15 protein-coding genes and 1 other RNA gene are annotated in these 20,870 nt (G+C 61.3%); 15 read left to right on the top strand and 1 reads right to left on the bottom strand.

Annotated elements, in window-relative coordinates:
• Positions 1 to 26: 26 nt before the first annotated feature.
• From BM063_RS00815 to BM063_RS00750, 15 genes are all read left to right on the top strand, one after another.
• Positions 27 to 3,611, top strand: coding sequence for a UvrD-helicase domain-containing protein (locus BM063_RS00815; RefSeq protein ID WP_092035418.1), 3,585 nt, complete (start codon positions 27 to 29; stop codon positions 3,609 to 3,611).
• 18 nt (positions 3,612 to 3,629) lie between these two features.
• Positions 3,630 to 5,714 carry a transglycosylase domain-containing protein gene (locus BM063_RS00810; RefSeq protein WP_092035417.1) on the top strand — a complete coding sequence of 695 codons (2,085 nt, stop codon included), beginning with the start codon at positions 3,630 to 3,632 and terminating at the stop codon, positions 5,712 to 5,714.
• A 125-nt stretch (positions 5,715 to 5,839) separates the two neighbouring features.
• A complete protein-coding gene (locus BM063_RS00805) occupies positions 5,840 to 6,199 on the top strand; it encodes a hypothetical protein (protein WP_092035416.1) in 360 nt (119 codons plus the stop codon).
• A 233-nt stretch (positions 6,200 to 6,432) separates the two neighbouring features.
• A complete protein-coding gene (locus BM063_RS00800) occupies positions 6,433 to 8,607 on the top strand; it encodes a RelA/SpoT family protein (protein ID WP_092035451.1) in 2,175 nt (724 codons plus the stop codon).
• Between the two features lie 109 nt (positions 8,608 to 8,716).
• Positions 8,717 to 9,178, top strand: coding sequence for a D-aminoacyl-tRNA deacylase (dtd, locus tag BM063_RS00795; protein WP_092035450.1), 462 nt, complete (start codon positions 8,717 to 8,719; stop codon positions 9,176 to 9,178).
• Between the two features lie 360 nt (positions 9,179 to 9,538).
• Positions 9,539 to 11,548 (top strand): transketolase, encoded by a 2,010-nt coding sequence (gene tkt, locus BM063_RS00790; protein WP_092035415.1) that lies wholly within the window; start codon positions 9,539 to 9,541, stop codon positions 11,546 to 11,548.
• A 252-nt stretch (positions 11,549 to 11,800) separates the two neighbouring features.
• Positions 11,801 to 11,959 (top strand): hypothetical protein, encoded by a 159-nt coding sequence (locus BM063_RS17480; protein WP_177198906.1) that lies wholly within the window; start codon positions 11,801 to 11,803, stop codon positions 11,957 to 11,959.
• A gap of 158 nt (positions 11,960 to 12,117) precedes the next feature.
• The gene (locus BM063_RS00785; RefSeq protein ID WP_092035449.1) at positions 12,118 to 13,641 is read left to right on the top strand and encodes a coproporphyrinogen III oxidase; all 1,524 of its coding nucleotides are present in this window, start codon (positions 12,118 to 12,120) and stop codon (positions 13,639 to 13,641) included.
• Positions 13,642 to 13,841: 200 nt separating this feature from the next.
• Positions 13,842 to 14,693 (top strand): alpha/beta fold hydrolase, encoded by an 852-nt coding sequence (locus BM063_RS00780; protein WP_092035414.1) that lies wholly within the window; start codon positions 13,842 to 13,844, stop codon positions 14,691 to 14,693.
• Positions 14,694 to 14,881: 188 nt separating this feature from the next.
• Complete coding sequence (locus BM063_RS00775) at positions 14,882 to 15,223, top strand: PadR family transcriptional regulator (protein WP_092035448.1); 342 nt, start codon at positions 14,882 to 14,884, stop codon at positions 15,221 to 15,223.
• Positions 15,195 to 15,623 (top strand): hypothetical protein, encoded by a 429-nt coding sequence (locus tag BM063_RS00770; RefSeq protein ID WP_245751949.1) that lies wholly within the window; start codon positions 15,195 to 15,197, stop codon positions 15,621 to 15,623. The genes BM063_RS00775 and BM063_RS00770 overlap by 29 nt, the downstream gene beginning before the upstream one ends.
• Positions 15,624 to 16,237: 614 nt before the next feature.
• Positions 16,238 to 17,506 (top strand): histidine--tRNA ligase, encoded by a 1,269-nt coding sequence (hisS, locus tag BM063_RS00765; protein WP_092035413.1) that lies wholly within the window; start codon positions 16,238 to 16,240, stop codon positions 17,504 to 17,506.
• A 12-nt stretch (positions 17,507 to 17,518) separates the two neighbouring features.
• On the top strand, positions 17,519 to 19,309 hold the full coding sequence (aspS, locus tag BM063_RS00760; protein WP_092035412.1) for an aspartate--tRNA ligase: 1,791 nt from the start codon (positions 17,519 to 17,521) through the stop codon (positions 19,307 to 19,309).
• Between the two features lie 134 nt (positions 19,310 to 19,443).
• Positions 19,444 to 19,625: non-coding RNA, 6S RNA (gene ssrS, locus BM063_RS00755), on the top strand.
• A gap of 62 nt (positions 19,626 to 19,687) precedes the next feature.
• The gene (locus tag BM063_RS00750) at positions 19,688 to 20,266 is read left to right on the top strand and encodes a 5' nucleotidase, NT5C type (protein WP_092035411.1); all 579 of its coding nucleotides are present in this window, start codon (positions 19,688 to 19,690) and stop codon (positions 20,264 to 20,266) included.
• A gap of 27 nt (positions 20,267 to 20,293) precedes the next feature.
• Here the strand turns inward: BM063_RS00750 and BM063_RS00745 are convergent, their stop codons facing one another.
• The gene (locus BM063_RS00745) at positions 20,294 to 20,737 is read right to left on the bottom strand and encodes a ferritin-like domain-containing protein (RefSeq protein WP_092035410.1); all 444 of its coding nucleotides are present in this window, start codon (positions 20,735 to 20,737) and stop codon (positions 20,294 to 20,296) included.
• Positions 20,738 to 20,870 lie beyond the last annotated feature (133 nt).

Genomic DNA, 20,870 nt, shown 5'->3' with positions numbered 1-20,870 from the left:
AGCGAGGATGAAAAGGAGGGTGGCGGATGAGTCAAGGCATCTCCCTCACGCCGGAACAGCGGGAGGCGGCCCATTTACTGGATGCGGACTGCATCGTCTCGGCCGGGGCGGGCTCCGGCAAAACGCGGGTTCTGGTGGAGCGGTTTTTGCATATTCTTTCCCTTTACGGGGATGATCCGGCGATCCTGGACAGCATCGTGGCCATCACCTTTACGGAAAAGGCGGCGACGGAGATGAAAGGGCGAATCCGCCGCCAACTGGCCGAACGGATGGAGGAAGCGGAGCGATCGGGGAGGCGGGAAGAGGCGGATCGCTGGTACCGCCTGATGGTGGAGTCGGAACGGGCCGCCATCATGACCATCCACGCCTTTTGTGCCCGCCTGCTTCGGGATTTTCCCGTGGAGGCGGGGGTCGATCCGCAGTTTGCCGTGTTGGATGAAGCGGAGGCCCGCCTGTTGCTCCGGGATGCGGTGCGGGAAGAACTGCTTTCCGGGGCCGGGACGTCCGGCGACTCCCCTCTCCTCGATTGGCTGGCGGGAATCGGGATCTCCCGGGGAATCGAAACCCTTTCCGGCGCGATGAGGAAAATGGCCGGTTATGGCTGGACCGCGGAGGAGTTGGGGGAGATCACCCGGCGGGACCTGCGCCGGTCGGCGATCCGGCTTAAGCAGGTTCGGGAGGAAACGCTCATTCAGTTTCTCGAGGCGGGCGACGCCCTATTGGAAATGCGGGGAGGAAAAAGACTAAAGGCTTTCCAGGCGGAATGGCCCCGCCTCCGGGAGCATTTCCTCCGGGAGAAAGGGCCGGAAATCCTTCTCCCCGCGGTGGAGCGGGCGCTGGAGCTGCTGAAGGGCCATTGGGGAAAAAACGAGGATTTGCGCCTTCTCCGGGACCGGATGAAGGAAGCCGGCGGGAATTTGGCGGAAGCCCTCCGGGGGCAGCTCCTCCTTCCCGCCGAACGGGAGACTCTGGATGCCCTGCTTCCCCTTCTGGCGAGGATAGAGGAGCGGTATGCCGCGGCGAAGCGGGAGCGGAAGGCCCTCGATTTCGAGGATCTTCAGCTCCTGGCGTGCCGCCTGCTGGAGGAGAGGGAGGATGTCCGGCGCCGACTCCGGGGGCGGATCCGCTTTCTGATGGTGGACGAGTATCAGGATACGAACGGGCTGCAGAAGCGGCTGATCGATACCCTCCGCCGCCGTCCGGACGGAAGCCCCGCTCCGGGCAAGCTGTTCGTGGTGGGGGATCCCAAACAGTCGATTTACCGGTTTCGCGGGGCGGACGTGTCGGTCTTCGGCAAAACCCGGAAGGAGCTGCTGGCCGAAGGGGGGCGGGAGGTCACCCTGAAGGCCAACTTCCGGTCCGATCCCCGGCTCGTGCGCTTTGCCAACGGCCTTTTTTCCCGGCTCATGCCCTCCGGACCGGGCGAGCCCGACGGCTATCGGGAGGCGGAAGCCCGCGGGCGGGCCGGGGACGATGGCCCCTGCGTGGAATATTTGGCCGTGCCGGGCAAGGAGGAGCGGGCCGGGCGGAGCGTCCGGGAGGCGGAAGCCCGCCTGATCGCCCGCCGGATCGCGGACCTCATCGCCGAGGGCTGGCGTCCCGGCGACATCGCGGTCCTGTTTCGGGCGATGACGGAAGTGAAGCGGTACGAGGAGGAACTGATCCGCCGGGGCATTCCCTTCTACGTGGTGAAAGGGCGGGGATTTTACGACCGGCAGGAGATTGCGGATGTGCTGAACCTGCTCCGGTGGCTGACGGATCCGGAGGACACCCTGGCCTTGGCGGGCGTGTTGCGCTCTCCCTTCTGCGCCGCGAGCGACGAAACGCTCTGGTGGCTCAAGGAGGCGGGAGCGTTGGGGCGGCCGGAATCCTGGGCGGAGGTGGAAGAGATCCCCGCTGCGGAGCGGGAGAAGCTCGAAGGCTTCCGGCGGTTGGCGGAGCGCGCCGGCCGCCTCATGGGGCGCGTTCCCGTCGCCGACCTGATCGAGGAGGTGCTGGAGGAGAGCGGATATCACCTGGCCCTTTGGGCCACCCCCCAGGGAGAACAGGCCCGGGCCAATCTGGAGAAGCTGGTCCGTTTGGCCCGCTCCCGAAAGGGGGACAGCGCCTATTCCCCGGACCTCTTTTTGGAGGAGATGGAGCTCCTGATCGACCAGCAGACGCCGGAGACGGAGGCCGCCGTGCAGTCGGAGGGTGCGGACAGCGTCAAGCTGATGACGATTCACCAGTCCAAGGGGCTGGAATTCCCCGTGGTCATCATTCCCGACCTGGCCCGCCGCTTACCGGGGGGACCGGACGGGATGGTTGTCGATGAGGAATCGGGTCTGGCCGTCCGCCTCTACGGTCCGTCGGGGGAAGCCCTGGAGACAGCCCGCTGGCTTATGGCGAAGGAGAAGGATCGCCGCCTGGAGCGGGAGGAATCGGTCCGCCTCTTCTACGTGGCCGTCACCCGGGCGGAAAAGCGGCTGATCCTGAGCGGCGTGCCGGAGGAGCACAAGGAGGCGAAGGATGGGGGGGAAATCCTCTCTTCCGGTTCCTGGAGCAAGTGGCTGGACGCCGTGTTGGACTACGGCCGGATCGATTGGGAAGCGGGGCGCTGGGCCCTGTCCGACGGAGAAGGCGACCTGCCCATCGCCGTGTGGGGCGGCGAGGGGGAGGCGCCGGAGGAAAACGCGACCCGGTCCGCTCTGGACCGGTTTCTCGAGGAGATGGAGAACGGACAGACGGAGGTTCCGGACGATGAGGATTGGAAAGGGATGCGCCCCCGGGGGCTGACGGAACGGGATCGGGTGCGGGTGAGCGTCACCCGGTTGATGGTGCTGATCAATTGCCCCCGCAAGTACTTCTATCAGTATGTCATCGGGATGCCTTCCCCGGAGGAGGAAGACCGGTCGGCCGGAACGGAGGAGGCGGAAGAGGACGGGGCCGCGGGGATGCTGACCCCGATTCTCAAGGGAAATCTCGTCCACCGGATGCTGGAGCTCCTGCCCGACGGTCCCCTGCCGGAAGAGGAATTGTCCCGTCTGCTTAGGCAGGCGGCGGCGGAGATGAAACTTTCTCCCGCCCTCCTTCACCGGGCGCGGAAGGAAACGGAGCCCCTCATCCGCCGCTTCCTGTCGGGCAGGATTCACCGGGAGGCGCGGCATTGCCGGAAGGTGATGAAGGAAGTCCCCTTCTTCGTCCGGATCGCCGGCCTGGAGATGGAAGGAATCATCGATCGGCTCCAGTGGAACCGGCGGGGGGAATGGGAGTTGATCGACTACAAGACCAACGATGTCGCGCCGCAGGAGGCGGAGGAGGCGGCGGAGGAATATCTGCCCCAGCTCCGGCTGTACGCCCTGGCGGCCCTCCGGGAGTGGGGAATCGTCCCCGCCCGGGCGACGCTGTTTTTCCTTCGCCCCGGCGTGGAGGTTTCCTTCGAGGTGGACGGCGCGTGGCTCGACGAAGCGGACCGGATGCTCGAATCGGCGGCCGGAACGCTGAAGCGGGGCGGGACCGCGGCGGATTTTGCCCCCCGTCCCGGGAAGCGGTGCGCCCATTGCGCCTACCGCTGGATCTGCGAGGCCGCACAGGGATCGGCCCGGGCCGGCGCGCATTCCGGAGGAGCGTGAGCATGGAGGGAGAGACTCATGGAGAGAGACAGAAAAAAGGCCAAATCCCCCAAAGGCCGGCGCGCCAAGAAGAAGCGACGCTGGATAAAGCCGGCGGGCATCGCTTTGGCGGTGACGGCCGCCCTTTTCCTGATCGCCGTCAACGTGGCCATTTCCATGTGCGACATCAGCGCCCTGAAAAATGCGGCTCCCCACCCCACGATCATCTACGACCGCAAGGGGCACGTGGCCAGCGAAATCTCCGTCTCCAACAAGGAGGCGGTGGACATCAAACGCGTCCCCACCCACCTGGTCCAAGCGGTGGTGGCGATGGAAGATCAGCGCTTTTTTCGCCATTCGGGGATCGACTACGTCGGCACCCTGCGCGCCCTGCTCTACAATCTTTCCGCAGGGAAAACGGTTCAGGGGGGCAGCACGATCACCCAGCAGCTGGCCAAGAACGTCTTCCTGACCCACGACCGGACCTACAAGCGGAAGTTCAAAGAGATGCTCCTCGCCAAGAAGATCGAACGGGAATATTCCAAAAACGAAATCATGGAGATGTATCTGAACAACATCTATTTCGGCGAAGGGGCCTGGGGGATCAGACGGGCGGCGGAGATCTATTTCGGCAAGGAAGTGGATCAGCTCACCCTGGGAGAGTCCGCCTTGTTGGCCGGGATGATCAAGGCGCCGTCGGTCCTCAATCCCTTTAAAGATTTCCAGAAGACGATGAAACGGCGGGATCTGGTTCTCGAGCGCATGGTGGAGCTGGGCTTCATCACGGAAGAAGAGAAAAAGGCGGCGATGGGGCAGGAGATCGTCCTCGAGGGCAAGCGGCTGCGCAACGATGCGAGGCGGTTTCCCCACTATGTCGATTACGTCCTGGAGGAGGCCGTCTCCCGTTACGGTCTGACGGCGAACGAGGTGTTGAGCGGAGGCCTCCAGATTTACACCGAGCTGGATCCCAAAATGCAGCAGGCGGTGGAGTCCGTCTACAAAAACGATGACCTCTTTCCCGCCGGCGGGAAGGATCAGATCGTCCAGAGCGGCGCCGTGCTCATTGATCCCGCAACCGGGGGAATCCGGGCCTTGGTCGGCGGCCGCGGAAAGCACACCTTCCGCGGGTTCAACCGGGCCTCCCAATTGAAGCGCCAGCCCGGCTCCACCATGAAGCCCCTGGCCGTCTACACGCCGGCCCTGGAGGCGGGATACGACGTGGACTCCAGGTTGCTGGACAAACCGACGAGTTTCGGGGACTACCGGCCGAAAAACTATGACGGCCGGTACCGGGGAGAAGTGACGATGTACGAAGCGGTGGTGGATTCCCTCAATGTTCCCGCGGTGTGGCTGCTCGATCAAATCGGCGTGGACCGGGGGATGGAAAGCGTCCGGCGGTTCGGCATTCCCCTCGGCGAAAAGGAACGCCAATTGGGATTGGCGCTGGGCGGGTTGAACGAGGGCACTTCCCCCCTGCACATGGCCCAGGCGTACGCCGCCTTCGCCAACCGGGGAGTGATGGTGGAGGCTCACGCCATTCGCCGCATCGAAAAGCCGGACGGGGAACTGGTCGCCCAGTGGTACAAGAAATCCGTCCGGGTCACGTCCGAGGAAGTGGCCCAAAAAATCACCTACATGCTGAAGGGAGTGGTGGAGGAAGGAACGGGAACGGCGGCAAAGATCCCGGGCCGACCCACCGCCGGCAAGACGGGGACCACCCAGCTGCCGGGGGGCGGAAACGGGGCCAAAGACCATTGGTTCGTCGGGTACACTCCCCAGCTGGTGGGGGCCGTCTGGCTCGGTTACGACAAGACCGACGAGAACCATTATCTGACGTCCACCAGCGGACAGACGGCAACCCGGATCTTCCGGGAAATGATGACCGCCTCCCTGAAGGGGGAGCCGGTCCAATCCTTCGACCTGTCGATGATCCCCTGGAAAACGCCGCCCAAAGTGGAGAGGCAGACGGAGAGGCGCGAGGAGAAAACGCGGGAAGAATCCGGGAAGAAATGGCAAAAAGAGCTGGAGAAGCAGCGGAAGGCGTGGGAGAAGGAATTCAGGAAACGAAAGAAAGAGTTGGAAAAGCGATGGGAAGAATGGAAAAAGCGGTGGGGCGGGGGATGATCCCCTCCGCCGGACCGCGCCCGATCGAAGGTGGATTTTTTCGCTCCCTTTTTTGGAACTTGGCATTTTTCCTTGACGTGCTATAATTTTTGCATGAGATATCGGGAAAAGGAGCGAAGAAGTCGGTGAGCTGGCTGGAAGATTTTTTTTCCCGCCTGATTTCGGGATTTGCCTGGATGGCGATCTTTATCGTCCTTTTGTGGATCGGATTAATCCTCATTCTGATGTTTCGGGAATTGTTTTCTCCGGACGACCGTTTTCGATTTCGCGAGTACATGAGGCGCGTCTGGAGGCGGCTTTTGATTTCCTATGAAGTGGTCTCCTACGGCGGCCTGATCGTGCTCCCCGTTCTGATGCTCATGGCGGAGGAAGGGGCCAGCACCTACGGAATGACGCTGGTCGCATCGATTGTCCTGTCCGCGGTGGGTCTGTATGTTCGCCGCTACGCGGGCTACTGGCCGTGGGGGAAAAAGTGGGTTCCGTGAGAATCGGGCCGAAGGCGCGTCGCTTCCCAGCGGCGCCTTTCCGGCGCAGCCATTTTTTGAATAGTCCGTTTTTTGGGGGCTTCGACTGGGCGGATCGCCCCTCTTTTTTGCCTCAACCCCTCCCTTGCGACCGCTTGTCCCTCCCCGCAGGTCCTTCCACTTCCTGTATTGACGGAGATCCTTTACTTTTCTTTTCCGCTGGGAGATAATAATAGGAAAAACGATTTTTGGCCATTCCAGGTGAATTTGTGATGCCGATTGAAGAGCTGCTGGACAAATGTTCCACCTATTTGAAAGAAGAGGATATTCAACGAATCGAAAAAGCATACCGTTTTGCGGAAAAGGCCCATGCCGGACAAAAGCGGAAGTCGGGGGAGCCGTATGTGAATCATCCGGTGGCGGTGGCGACCATACTGGCTGATCTGCAGATGGATGCCACCACCCTGGTGGCGGCGATTCTGCACGACGTGGTCGAGGACACCGGGGTCACCCTGGAACTCGTCCGGGAGGAGTTCGGGGAGACGGTCAGCAAGCTGGTCGATGGCGTCACCAAGCTGGGCAAGCGGATGAAGTACAAGTCCAACGAGGAGCGTCAGGCGGAAAACCACCGGAAGATGTTTGTGGCCATGGCCCAGGATATCCGGGTGATTTTGATCAAATTGGCCGACCGGCTGCACAACATGCGGACCCTGAAGTACCTTCCCGAGGAGAAACAGCGGAGGATCGCCAACGAGACGCTGGAGATTTTCGCCCCTCTCGCGCACCGGCTGGGAATTTCCACGATCAAGTGGGAGCTGGAGGATATCGCCCTTCGCTATCTCAATCCCCAGCAGTATTATCGGATCGCGAACCTGATGCGGAAAAAGCGGGCCGAACGGGAGCAGTACCTGCAGGAGATCATCCGGGTGCTGCGGGAACGGCTGGAGAAAACGGGCATCAAGGCGGAGATTTCGGGACGGCCGAAACACATTTACAGCATCTACCGCAAGATGGTCACCAAGCACAAGCAGTTCAACGAAATTTACGATCTGTTGGCCGTCCGCGTCATTGTCGACACCGTTCGGGACTGCTACGCCGTCCTCGGCATCATCCACACCATCTGGAAACCGATGCCCGGCCGCTTCAAGGACTACATCGCCATGCCGAAGCCCAACATGTACCAGTCGCTGCACACGACGGTGATCGGGCCGAGCGGAGAACCGATCGAGGTGCAGATCCGCACCTGGGAAATGCACAAGACGGCCGAATACGGGATCGCCGCCCACTGGGCCTACAAGGAGGGGACCCAGGTTCAGCCGGGCACCTTCGAGGAGAAGTTGAAGTGGTTCCGCGAAATCCTGGAGATGCAGCAGGAAACCCAGGATGCCCAGGAGTTCGTGGAGAATCTGAAGATCGACCTCTTCTCCGATTCCGTGTTCGTCTTCACCCCGAAGGGGGATGTGGTGGAACTTCCCGCCGGCTCCGTTCCCCTGGATTTTGCCTACCGCATTCACACCGAAGTGGGCAACCAGTGCATCGGGGCCAAGGTGAACGGCAAAATCGTTCCCCTGGACTACAAGCTGAAAACCGGGGACATTGTCGAGATCCTCACCTCCAAGCACAGCTATGGCCCGAGCCAGGACTGGCTGAAAATGGTGAAATCCTCCCATGCCCGGAACAAGATCCGCAACTGGTTCAAAAAGCAGCGGCGGGAGGAGAGTGTTGCCAAGGGGCGGGAGATGATCGAAAATCTCCTCCGCAAATACGATTTCAACGCTTCGGAAGTGCTCACCGACGAGAGAGTGGAGGAGGTGGCCCGGAAGTTTAATTTTTCGAACGAGGAGGACATGTACGCCGCCGTAGGGTACGGGGGCCTCTCCGCCGCGCAAGTGGTCCACCGCCTGATCGAGGGACTCAGGCCCGAAGCGGAACAGCCCGTTCTTCTTCCCGAGGTGAAGGAACTGCCTCGCCGCTCCAGCCGGCGACAGGCCCACGGGGTGCGGGTGAAGGGGTTGGACAACCTGCTCGTCCGCCTCTCCCGTTGCTGCAATCCGGTCCCGGGGGATGAGATCGCCGGTTTCGTCACCCGCGGCCGCGGGGTTTCCGTCCACCGGAAGGATTGCCCCAACCTGAAGTCGGTGGAGAAGGAGCGAATGATTCCCGTGGAATGGGAGGGGACGCCCGACCAGTCCTACCACGTGGATATCGAGGTGTCGGGGCTGGACCGGCGGGGCCTGCTCCACGAGGTGCTTCAGGCGGTCTCCGAGACGAAAACCAATCTGTCGGCGGTTTCGGGCAAGGCGGACCGCCGGGGCATGGCCTCGATCCACATGACCATTTCCATCCGGAACCTGAATCATCTCCAACACGTGGTGGAACGCATCAAGCGGGTCCGGGACATCTACTCCGTCCGTCGGATTATGCAGTGAAAAGGGGCAGAAGCGGGGAGGCCGAGGAAGCGGCTTGCTTATCCCGGCTTCTTTTTGCTTGGGGCGGTTTTCCCCGCTTCACAACCACGTCGAAAAGGAGGAAGAGACGTTGCGCATCGTCTTGCAGCGGGCCAAGGACGCCCGGGTCACCGTGGACGGCCGGGTGACGGGGGCCATCGATCGGGGATTGGTGTTGCTGGTCGGATTTGCCGAGGGAGACGGGGAGGAGGATCTCCGCTATCTGGCGGAAAAGGTGGTGAACCTGCGCATTTTCGAGGATGAACAGGGGAAGATGAATCGCTCCCTCCTGGATGTGGGAGGCGGCATTTTGTCGGTGTCCCAGTTCACCCTGTACGGAGACTGCCGGAAAGGGCGCCGTCCCAGCTTCACCGCCGCGGCCGCCCCGGAGATTGCGTCAAGGTTGTACGACCGGTTCAACGAGCTGCTCCGAAGCCACGGGGTGAAGGTGGAAACCGGCATATTCGGGGCGATGATGCAGGTGTCCTTCACCAACGACGGACCGGTGACCCTGATCCTGGAAAGCCGGGAGAACGGGCGCATCCGGGCGTAGGAGCGAGAGGCGCGGCGCAGTTTCCCTTGAGATGCCGCCTTCCGGTCGGGATGGTCCCGGCGGGATCTCCTCCGTTTCCTGTTTGGTCCCGCAAACGGCCGGCGATTTTGCCGACAGAAGGGGGCGGGATCAGGTTTCTTGCATCGGTCTGATCTGTTGATTTTTTTATGGTTTTCGGTTCTTCGATTTGATAGACTAAAGCATGTGATGCCTTGGGTCCCGCAGATCCGTGTGGTTGGTGGCGTTTTCCGCAGAAGGCAGGGGGACCTTTTTCCGGAAGATTTCCCGGTGACCCCAAGCAGGTTGGTTTCGCTCGGGGGATGAGAATCGGTTAAGCATCTGAAGGGAGTTGAGCGACAAATGACTTCCAGCCAATCCGTCGACCGACTGGCTGTCAACACCATCCGCATGTTGTCCATCGACATGGTGGAGGCGGCCAATTCCGGCCACCCCGGAATGCCGATGGGAGCGGCTCCGATGGCCTATGTGCTGTGGACCCGGCACATGCGGCACAATCCGGATCATCCCGCCTGGTTCAACCGGGACCGGTTCGTTCTTTCGGCCGGGCACGCATCGGCGCTCCTGTACAGCCTTCTCCACCTGTGCGGTTATGATCTGCCGATGGAGGAGCTGAAGCGCTTCCGGCAGTGGGAGAGCCGCACGCCGGGGCATCCCGAATACGGTCACACCCCGGGGGTGGAGGCGACCACCGGTCCCCTCGGACAGGGGATTTCCATGGCCGTCGGCATGGCGATGGCGGAACGCCATTTGGCCGCCGTCTACAATCGGGAAGGATTTCCCGTGGTGGACCACCACACGTACGTCCTCTGCAGCGACGGCGACCTGATGGAGGGGGTTGCGGCGGAGGCGGCTTCCCTGGCCGGTCATCTCCGTCTCGGGAAACTGATCGCCCTGTACGACTCCAACGATATCAGCCTGGACGGCGAAACGGCCCATTCCTTCACCGAGGATGTCCGCAAGCGCTTTGAAGCCTACGGCTGGCAGGTGCTGCGGGTGGAGGACGGGAACGACCTCGAGGCGATCGACCGGGCCATCGCGGAAGCGAAGGCGGAAACCGAGCGGCCGACGCTGATCGAGGTGCGCACGGTCATCGGTTACGGCAGCCCCAATTACGCAGGAACCAACACGGTGCACGGCAAGCCCCTCGGACAGGAGGAAGTGGCCGAGGTGCGCAAGGCCTACGGCTGGCCCGCGGAGGAACCCTTCTTCGTGCCGGAGGAGGTTCGCCGGCACTTCGCCGCCTGGAAGAAGGAGGCGGCCAAATGGGAAGAGGAATGGAACGCCCTCTTCGACCGGTATCGGGAAGCCCATCCGTCCCTGGCCCGACATCTTCAGCAGGCGATCGCCGGAGAGCTGCCGGAGGGATGGGATGACGATCTTCCCGCATATTCGCCCGAAGACAAGCCGCTGGCCACCCGTCAGGCTTCCGGCGCGGCCATCAACGCCCTGGCCAAAAATCTGCCCACCCTCTTCGGCGGCTCCGCCGACCTGGCTTCCTCCAATAATACCACGATGAAGGAGGAGGGCATTTTCCACGCCGAAGATTACACCGGGCGAAATGTCTGGTTCGGCGTGCGGGAGCACGCCATGGGGGCGGCCTTGAACGGCATGATGCTTCACGGCGGTCTCCGCCCCTACGGAGGCACCTTCCTCGTCTTTTCCGACTATCTGCGTCCGGCCATTCGTCTCTCCGCCCTGATGGGCCTGCCCGTCATTTACGTGTTCACCCATGACAGCATCGCCGTCGGGGAGGACGGCCCCACCCACGAACCGGTGGAACAGATCCCCTCCTTGCGGCTGATCCCGGGTCTGAACGTTTTCCGTCCCGCCGACGCCAATGAGACCGTGGCCGCCTGGCGCGAAGCCCTTCTGGAAAAGGATGCGCCCGTCGCCCTGGTGCTCACGCGCCAAAAGCTGCCCGTCCTGGAGGGCACGGCGGAGAAGGCGCAGGAAGGCCTTCGCCGCGGTGGTTACGTCCTGTCGGATGCGGCGGAGGGCAAGCCCCGGGCCATCCTGATCGCCACGGGCTCCGAGGTGAGTTTGGCGCTGGAGGCCCAAAAACTGCTTGCCGAGCGGGGCATCCCGGTGCGGGTCGTCAGCATGCCCTGCCGCGAGCGGTTTGACCGGCAGGAGAAGGAGTATCGCGATGAAGTGCTCCCGCCGGATGTCAAGGTTCGCGTTGCCGTGGAGGCGGCCCATCCGATGGGCTGGGACCGCTACGTCGGCGAACAAGGGAGCGTGATCGGCATCGACCGCTTCGGCGCCTCGGCTCCCGGCAGCCGGGTGATGAAGGAGTACGGTTTCACCGCGGAAAACGTGGCGGAACACGTTCTGCGCCTCTTGGGGTGAAGCAGGGAAGGGATCTTCCCCCCGGGCCGCGGACGAAACGCGAGGGGGAGCGATTTTCGCCGCTTTGCGCGGAGATCATCGCTCCCCGCCTTGCAGTTTGTCACGGGCCTGAGGGGAACGCGCCCTTCCCTCTCTTTCATTGGCGGAAATCTCCGAGTGTTCCGGACCCTTGTCCGACTCCCATGTTTCCGCTTGATTCCCTCCCCGTTGGGGCATCCTGATGGGTGAGCGACGAGACGGAGGAGGGATTTCATGCGCCGCTCACGGAAAGAACGGGCGCTGGTGGAGCAGGCTGCCCGGCAGCTGACGGTGGATCCGGCGGACCAAAGCGGGCGGGGGGATGCGGAAATCGCCGAAGAGGTCGGGGAACCGTTTCCTTCCTTCCGCCTTCGCCGGAAGCGGATCCGGTAAACTTTCACAATTGATTTCCCCGCTGCGGTGAGATAAACTGATGAAGAAGCTGGGTAATTTTGTCTTTTTCCCCGGCCCTTCGGTCGATTCGCCGGATGAATCGGATTTTGGGCAAAGGAGGAACGCGACGCCTTTCCGGAAGGCGGTCGCGGCGAGGGATGAAGCGACTGTGTATAACCGGGGTGGAGCCGGCCTTTTATCGGGATATTGAATTGATTGCCGGTTTGTTTTTCGAAGAGGTGAAAGCGGTGGAACCCTCCGCCGGACCGGGGGATTACGCGGTCCGGTTTTTCGTTGAGGAATCGCCGGGGGAAGTGACGGTGACCGCCCGTTTGGCTGAAGGGGACGGAGAGCCGCGCTGGTCGGCCAGCCACCGCCGAAATGTGGAGGAAGGGGAGGTCCGCCTCCGCCGCCGGCGGCTGAAGCAGGCGATCAGCCACGCCCTGCTGCAGGTGTTGCAGCAGGCCACCGGGATTGTTCAGCCCTGGGGAATCCTGACCGGCGTGCGCCCCACCAAGCTGATGCACAAGCTGCTGCTGGAGGGGCGCCCGTGGCCGGAGGTGCGGAGGGTTCTGGAAGGGGATTACCTCCTGATTCCGGAAAAAATCGATCTTCTGGAGGAGATTGTTCTTCGGCAGCGGAAGGTGCTGCCGGATCTCTACGAATTGGACCGGTCCGAAGTGAGCCTTTACATCGGGATTCCCTTTTGTCCCACCAAATGCGCCTACTGCACGTTTCCCGCCTACGCGATCCGGGGACGGAACGGTTCGGTGGAGGAGTTTCTCGCCTGCCTTCACGAGGAGATTGCGGCGGTGGGCGAGTGGCTGGCAACGGCCGGACTGCGCGTGACCACCGTCTATTTCGGCGGAGGGACGCCGACGTCGATCACCGCCGAACAGCTGGACGGCCTCTTCCGACGGATCCACGGATCGATTCCCGCCTTGGAGGGAGTGCGGGAGTGGACCGTGGAGGCGGGACGGCCGGACACGATCGATGAGGAGAAACTGGCCGTCCTGAAAAAGTGGAAGGTGGACCGCATCAGCATCAATCCCCAAAGCTTCAGGGAAGAGACGCTGAAGGCGATCGGTCGTCATCATACGGTGCGGGAAACCCTGGAGAAGATGGAGTTGGCCCGCCGGATGGGGATGAACAACATCAACATGGATTTGATCATCGGCCTGCCGGGGGAAGGGCTGGACATCTTCCGCCGCTCCCTGGAGATGATCGGCACGTTGCGGCCCGAATCCCTCACGGTTCACACCCTTTCCTTCAAACGGGGATCCGTGATGACCCGGAACAAGGACCGCTACCAAGTGGCGGAACGGGACGAAGTGGCCCGGATGGTGGAGCTGGCCCGCACTTGGGCGAAGGAGGCGGGATATCACCCCTATTACCTGTACCGGCAGAAGAACATACTGGGCAATCAGGAGAATGTGGGGTACGCCCTTCCCGGTTTTGAGAGCCTGTACAACATCATCATCATGGAGGAATTGCAGACCATCATCGGCTTGGGCTGCGGCGCGGTGAGCAAAATCATCCCGCCGGGAAAGGGAAAAGTGACCCGCTGGCCCAACCCCAAGGAGCCCAAGATGTACGTCGATGCCTGCCGCCGCCTGATCCCCGAAAAGCTGGAGGCCCTTTCGGAGGCATACGGACTGAAGAAGGCGAGCGGCGTCGGATGAACCGGCGGGCTTCCGTTTCACCCCGGCCTTTTTCAAAGGGCCGGGGTTTCTTGTTGCCCAAAAAGCCGGGCTGAAGATAAAATATTTTGTATTTACATACAAATGGGAATAAATTTATAATAAGAGAAAAGGGATTTCCCTTTTTCAGGTTTATTTCACCTTTTGATCGGACGACATCGGTTCAAAAACGTGCGGGAGGGATGGAGACGGTGAAGGGAGTGCATCTCGCCATCGCGGCGCTCTTGTTTTTGTGCGTCCTGCCGGGAAATGCCGATGCGTCGGAAAAACAGTTCGATCTGGTTCTCGTCCACGGCTTGACCAACAAGCACCGCTGGAGCGACAGTTTCCTCCGTGCCTTGGTGAATGAATGGGGCTCCGGAAACGTCTATGTGATCTACACCAATCAATCCATGCAGGTGAGCAAGCGCACCATTGACGGGAAGACCATCACCTTCATCGGGAAAAACGACTTTTCCGCCGGGGATGACAGCGTGAAAGACCAGGCGGAGATCATGGCCGAGAAGATTGAGGTGCTCAAGCGGGACCACGGCCTCAGCCCGCAGTTCTACATCATCGCCCACAGCATGGGAGGGCTTGTCTCGCGCCAGTACATCTACGACCATCCCAACACCGTCGCGGGGCTGGTCACCCTGGGCACGCCCCATCACGGGTCGCCCCTGGCTTCGGATTTTGATTGGCTCGGTTTCTTCATCGGGGCGGAAGCGGCCATGGACAATCTGCGCCCCGAGTGGGTGGAGGACTTCAACCGCCGCTTCCCCGTGGAGAACGCTCCTCTCTACAACGGCGGGAAGATATATACGATCCGAGGGGATTCGGACGGGAAGATCTGGGAGTGGGGAGCCATGGGGGAACTTTATGTGGGATGGCATATTCTTCACAAAAAACACGGCACGGACAGCGACGGACTGGTGCCCCATGCTTCCGCGGTGATCGAAGGCGCCGTGCATCTCGCCGACTTCCCGAACTACCACCATCTGGATCTGGTGACCCGGGAGGAAGTGGCGAAAAAGGCGGCGGAAGTCTTGCGGTAAGGGGGGACAGCTGCTTCATCTTTCGGCCGCCCGGTTGCGGGCGGCTTTTCTGTTTTCCTCCGGGGCTAAGGGGCTTGGGTGGTTGACCGGCCGATCTACTCTATGTTATTGTATAGCAGTAGTCAATATTATTTATTACCTACTTCATTGAGTACCGGGGGTGGTGCTCTTTGAAAAGCCTCAGCGAGATGTACAAGGGCGTGTTGGAGGGGGTCGTGCTGGAGATCATCAGCCGCGGCGAGACCTACGGCTATGAAATCGCCAAGAAGCTGCACAAAATGGGGTTCGAAGGGATTGCGGAACAGACGGTGTACGCCCTGCTCTTGCGCCTGGAAAGGAACCGGCTGGTCCACATCACGAAAAGGCCGTCGGAAATGGGTCCGCCCAGGAAGTTTTACCGGCTCAACGAACGGGGGGTTGAGGAATTGGCCGCCTTTTGGGCGAGGTGGGACCACCTGAGCGGGTGCATTCAAAAATTGAGGAACAGCGGGAGGGATGACCATGACCTTCAGTCGGGAGATCAGGGATAAAATGGTTCAGTTTGCAAAGGAACAGTCCCAGTACTACCTGGACGAAGCGGAGATGACCTACCTGGAAAGGCTGCGCCGGAAAACCGGGCAAGCCCGGAACCGGATCGCGGCGAAACTCGCAAAGTTTAAAGGCCGCTCGGCGATGGCCCAGGAGGCGCAAAACGATCTGATTCTCTACATGAGCGATTACATGAAGGATTTGATGGAAAAGGGACTTTCCGAAGAGGAAGCCTTCGAGCGGGCCAAGGAAGAGCTGGCGTACCGCAGCGAAAGCGCAAGGTCCGCCGATTTGCACGAGCGGTTTGCGAGATATTATGAAAACCGGGACCCTGCCCTTGAGGAGGCGATCGGCCTGTTTTATGCCGGATTTTTGTTCTTCGGAGTATCATCGGTGCCCTGACCGGGTTCCTCGAAGGGGGAGGACGGGAGACGTTTCTCACCGGCGGGTGGATCGATGCGGCGATCGGCGCCGTCGCCGGCACCGTCATCGGCCTGGGGGCGGGGTTGATCAGCCACGCCGTGATTGTGCTGAAAAACCGATGATCCGGGATTGCCTCGGGAAGGGTCGCGGATTTGTCCTCCGACGGCTTGCATGACGCCCGGTTTTGCCCCCTTTGTCTGCGACGGGGGGACAAATTGGTCGATATCCCCTTGACAGGCCCCGATTTATCCTGTAAAATCTGATGCCAACAATCGATATTCCGCTACGCCGATGACAGGAGGAGTACCCGTCCACCGGGCAGTCAGAGAGGGAACGTCGCAGGCTGGAAGCGTTCCTCTGCAACGAGGCGGGGAAAGACACCTGGAGGTTCCGGAGCGAAATCCCCGCGGGGAGAGTAGATCCGGACGTCTGCCGGACGATACCCGGCCCAGAGCGGGAGGCGCCTTCCGATGCGGAATCGCGCTTCCAATAAGGGTGGCACCACGGGTGATTGTTTCGTTAACCAATCTCTCGTCCCTGACAGCAAGGTCAGTGGCGGGAGATTTTTAATTTGAAGTGAGGTGGCAGGTGCGATGCAGTTTCGCGTGCCCCGGGGAACGGCGGATATTTTGCCCGGAGAAGTGGAGAAGTGGAGGTATTTGGAGGATAAGGCACGGGATCTTTGCCGGAGATATCACTTCTCGGAAGTCCGCACTCCCATCTTCGAGCATACGGAGCTCTTCCAGCGGGGAGTGGGGGAGACGACCGACATCGTCGAGAAGGAGATGTACACCTTCACCGACCGCGCCGGCCGCAGCCTCACCCTCCGGCCGGAGGGGACGGCGCCGGCGGTCCGGGCCTTTGTGGAGAACAAGGTGTATGCCCAATCCCAGCCGACCAAGTGGTTTTATATCGGGCCGATGTTCCGTTACGAACGCCCCCAGACGGGGAGGATGCGCCAGTTTCATCAGTTCGGCGTCGAGGTGTTCGGCGCGCGGGATCCGGGGCTGGATGCGGAGATTATCGCCCTGGGGCGGGATTACTATGAGGAGATCGGCCTGACCGGCGTCACGGCGGAGATCAACAGCGTGGGCTGTCCCGCTTGCCGCCCGGTTCACCGGGAAAAATTGGTGGCTTTCCTGACGCCCCGGCGGGAGAAGCTGTGCCGGGATTGCCAGGCCCGGCTGGATCGCAATCCCCTGCGCGTGCTGGACTGCAAGAACGAAAGCTGCCGGGAGATCACCGCGGAGGCGCCGAAGATCACCGAATTCCTGTGCGATGAATGCGGCCCCCACTTCGAGGCGGTGAAAGAGACCCTGGACCTGTTGGGGGTCAATTACAGGATCAACCCCCGATTGGTGAGGGGGCTGGACTATTACACCCAGACCTCCTTCGAATATGTCCTGGAGGGGCTGGGGGCCCAGGCCGGAACCCTCGGCGGGGGCGGCCGGTACAACGGACTGGTGGAGGAGATCGGCGGCGGGGATGTCCCGGGCATCGGCTTTGCATTGGGACTGGACCGGATTCTCGTCGCCCTGAAGGATCAGGGGATTCAACTCCCCGTCGGGCGCCGGCTGGACTGTTACGTGGTGACCCTGGGTGAAGAGGCCAGGAAGCGGGCCATCCCGCTGCTCGCCGAATTGCGCCGGGCGGGATGTTCGGCGGAGCGGGATGTGCTCGACCGGAAGATGAAGGGGCAGATGAAGGCGGCCGACCGGGAGCGTTCCCGCTACGTGGTCATCCTCGGCGAGGAGGAGTTGAGCCGGGATGCGGCCGTCGTGAAGGAAATGGCCACGGGAAGGCAGGAAGAGGTCCGGCTTGACCGGTTGGTCGACTACATTCGGGCAGGAAGCAAGCGCTAGGAGGGAAGCACAATGGAAACATTCCATCGAACGCACGGATGCGGCGAGCTGACGCGGGCAGTGGTCGGCCAAAAAGTCGTGCTGAACGGATGGGTGCACAAGCGGCGCGATCTCGGCGGATTGATCTTCATCGATCTCCGGGATCGTTCCGGCGTGGTGCAGATTGTGTGCAACCCCGAAATCTCCCCCGAGGCGGCGAAGGCGGCCGATCGGGTCCGGTCGGAATATGTGCTGGCGGTCCGGGGGACGGTCGTCGAACGCTCCCCGGAAACGGTCAACCCCAAGATGGCGACCGGGGAGATCGAGGTGCAGTGCGAATCCCTCGTCGTTCTGAACGAGGCGAAGACGCCGCCCTTTCCGATCCAGGACGATTTGGACGTGGAAGAATCGGTGCGCCTGAAATACCGCTTCGTGGATCTGCGACGGCCCGGGATGCAGCGCACCCTGATGCTCCGCCACCGGGCGATGCAGGCGGTTCGCTCCTTCCTCGACCGAAACGGGTTTGTGGAAGTGGAAACCCCGATGCTGACCCGGAGCACGCCGGAGGGAGCGCGGGATTATCTGGTGCCCAGCAGGGTGCAGCCGGGATCCTTCTACGCCCTTCCCCAATCGCCGCAGATTTTCAAACAGCTGTTGATGGTGTCGGGCATGGAGCGGTATTTTCAAATCGTCCGCTGTTTTCGGGACGAGGATCTTCGCGCCGACCGGCAGCCGGAGTTCACCCAGATCGACATCGAGGTTTCCTTTATGCCGCTGGAGCCCTTCATCTCCCTGATGGAGGAGATGGTGGCCGAGCTGTTTGAGAAAACCATCGGCGCAAAGGTGGAGCGCCCCTTCCCCCGGATCACTTACCGGGAGGCGATGGAGCGCTACGGGACCGACAAGCCGGATCTCCGTTTCGGGATGGAATTGGTGGATCTTTCGGAGGCGGTAAGGAACAGTTCCTTCAAGGTGTTTTCCGGCACCGTGGAGCGCGGCGGCAGAGTGAAAGCGATCAATGTGAAGGGCGCTGCCGGCTGGAGCCGCAAGGAGATCTCCCGCTGGGAAGAGGAAGCGAAGAACCTGGGGGCCAAGGGGTTGGCCTGGATCGCCCACCGCGACGAAGGGCTGAAGGGGCCGGTGGCCAAGTTTCTTTCCGATGCGGAATGGGCGAAGATCCGGGAGCTGACGTCTTGCGAACCGGGAGACCTGCTGCTGTGCGTGGCCGACGAGCAGCCCCTGGTGGAGGAAGTGCTCGGGGAGTTGCGCCTCCGCCTCGGCCGGGAACTGGGCTTGATCGACTCCGGCAGTTTCCGCTTTGCCTGGATCACCGAATTCCCCCTGCTGGAGTATGATGAAGAGGACGGGCGCTATTACGCCATGCACCATCCCTTCACCATGCCGGTGGAAGAGGACATTCCCCTTTTGGAGACGGATCCCGGAAAAGTGCGGGCCCAGGCTTATGACCTGGTTCTCAACGGGTATGAAATCGGCGGCGGAAGCCGGCGGATCCACCGGCGGGAGGTGCAGGAGGCGATGTTCCGCGCCCTGGGGATCTCCCAGGAGGAGGCCCGGAACAAATTCGGGTTTCTGCTGGAGGCCTTCGAGTACGGCGCTCCGCCCCACGGAGGGATCGCCTTCGGGTTTGACCGCATCGTGATGCTGCTGGCGGGTTGCAGCAATCTGCGGGATTGCATCGCCTTTCCCAAGACGGCCAGCGGCAGCTGTCTTTTGACGGGCGCTCCGGCTCCGGTGGATGAAAATCAGTTGAAGGAACTGCACATTGCGGTCACGGATAATAAAATGTCAAAGGAAAATGTATAATAACATTAAATCAACAGCCGATTGGCCCCCTTTTGCCCATTCGTTTCTTTCGGCATGGAAAAATCCCAAGGGTTTGCCCACAATATACCGCTTGCCAACGGCGTTTTCGCTGTGGTAACATGAAATCAGCAACAGGAGCCCTGCTATGTGCGTCAACCCCTGAAAGTTTTGAGCCAACACCCAAAGAAGAGGGAGCCCGGGGTCATTTGTGGGCGCGGAAGCCTCCTGCGAGAGGACCCGCAAACACAAGTGCAGGGCACCCACCTGCGAGAGAGCAGGTTCAAAACTGAGGGAGCCACGGCATAACGGGGCTCTTTTCCATTTTCAAAAGGGGGACCTGCTCGGATCCGTCCGAGGGCTGGTGCAAAGGATGATTGGATGCGAATCGGTGTGGATATCGACGGGACCATCAAGGATACCCGGTGTGCGGCCGTTCAGGTATATAACGAGGTGTTGAACCGGAACGTCAAACCGGAAGAGGTGACCGATTTTTATCTGGACAAGGCTTACGGTTTGACGCCCCGGGAAGGAGCCAGGCTGTGGAGGAAGCTGGAGCACCGCATTTATGCCCTGGCGGTTCCCCTGGAGGGGGCGGCGGAGACCCTCTGGAAACTGAAGCGCAGAGGGCACGAGATTTACTTCATCACCGCGCGCCCCGGCATGAAGCATATCGTCCAAGTGACCAAGGACTGGTTGAAGAAGCACGGGTTTCCCTACGATCCCAGCCGGCTCAGGATGGGTGCCCAGGATAAGGCGAAGATCGCCCGGGAGCTGGGGATTCAGCTGTTCTTCGAGGATGCGCCCAAGCATTTGGATCGTCTGGTCGAAGAGGGGATTCCGACGGTGATCGTGGATGCGGTCTACAACCGGGATTATCCCGGCTTGCCGCGGATCAAAAGCTGGGATCAGGTGCCGCCCCTCGTGGAGGAGATGGAGAAGCGCTTGAAACATGTTTGAGCCGCCATCGTTTGATGGCGGCTCGTCTCACAGTCGAGGGTCTTCCAGCAATCGCTCCAGCTCTTCCTTGTGTTCGGTCTCCTCGGCCAACATTTCCTCCAGCTTCACCTTCAGGCCGATCTCCCCGGCCCGTTCGGCCTGCTCGATCCGCATTGTGTAGCGTCGGATGGTGTCTTTTTCCGCGTCGATGGACACCTGGATCATTTCCCGAAGGTCTCCGGTCTGTTTCACCTCGTAAGGCTTGACGACCGGCACCCCTCCCAGCGCGACAATCTTGTTGGCCAAGTACAGGGCGTGGTTGATCTCGTCCCGGGCTTCCTTTTCAAACAGGGGTTTGAGCACCTCCCGTCCGAGGCCGGAAACCCTTGCGGCATTTTGGATGTACTGGATGACTGCCGTGTATTCGTGCGCCAGGTCTTCGTTGAGGCCGTCGATCAGTTCCCGGACATCGGTTTGCACTTGCTGGCTCATCCCTCATCGACTCCTTTTGCTTCCCGATTGCACAGGGTTATCTTCCCCTCGGCGGCGAAAAAACATGCATACCGGTGAGAGCATCTTGTCGCCAACAAGAACTTTACACCACCGACGGCCGGCGGACTATGAT

The organism is Planifilum fulgidum (genome assembly GCF_900113175.1).
GTDB classification, from domain to species: domain Bacteria; phylum Bacillota; class Bacilli; order Thermoactinomycetales; family DSM-44946; genus Planifilum; species Planifilum fulgidum.
The sequence above is the reverse complement of the archived record's forward strand: the minus strand, read 5'-3'. Positions and strand labels throughout refer to the sequence as shown.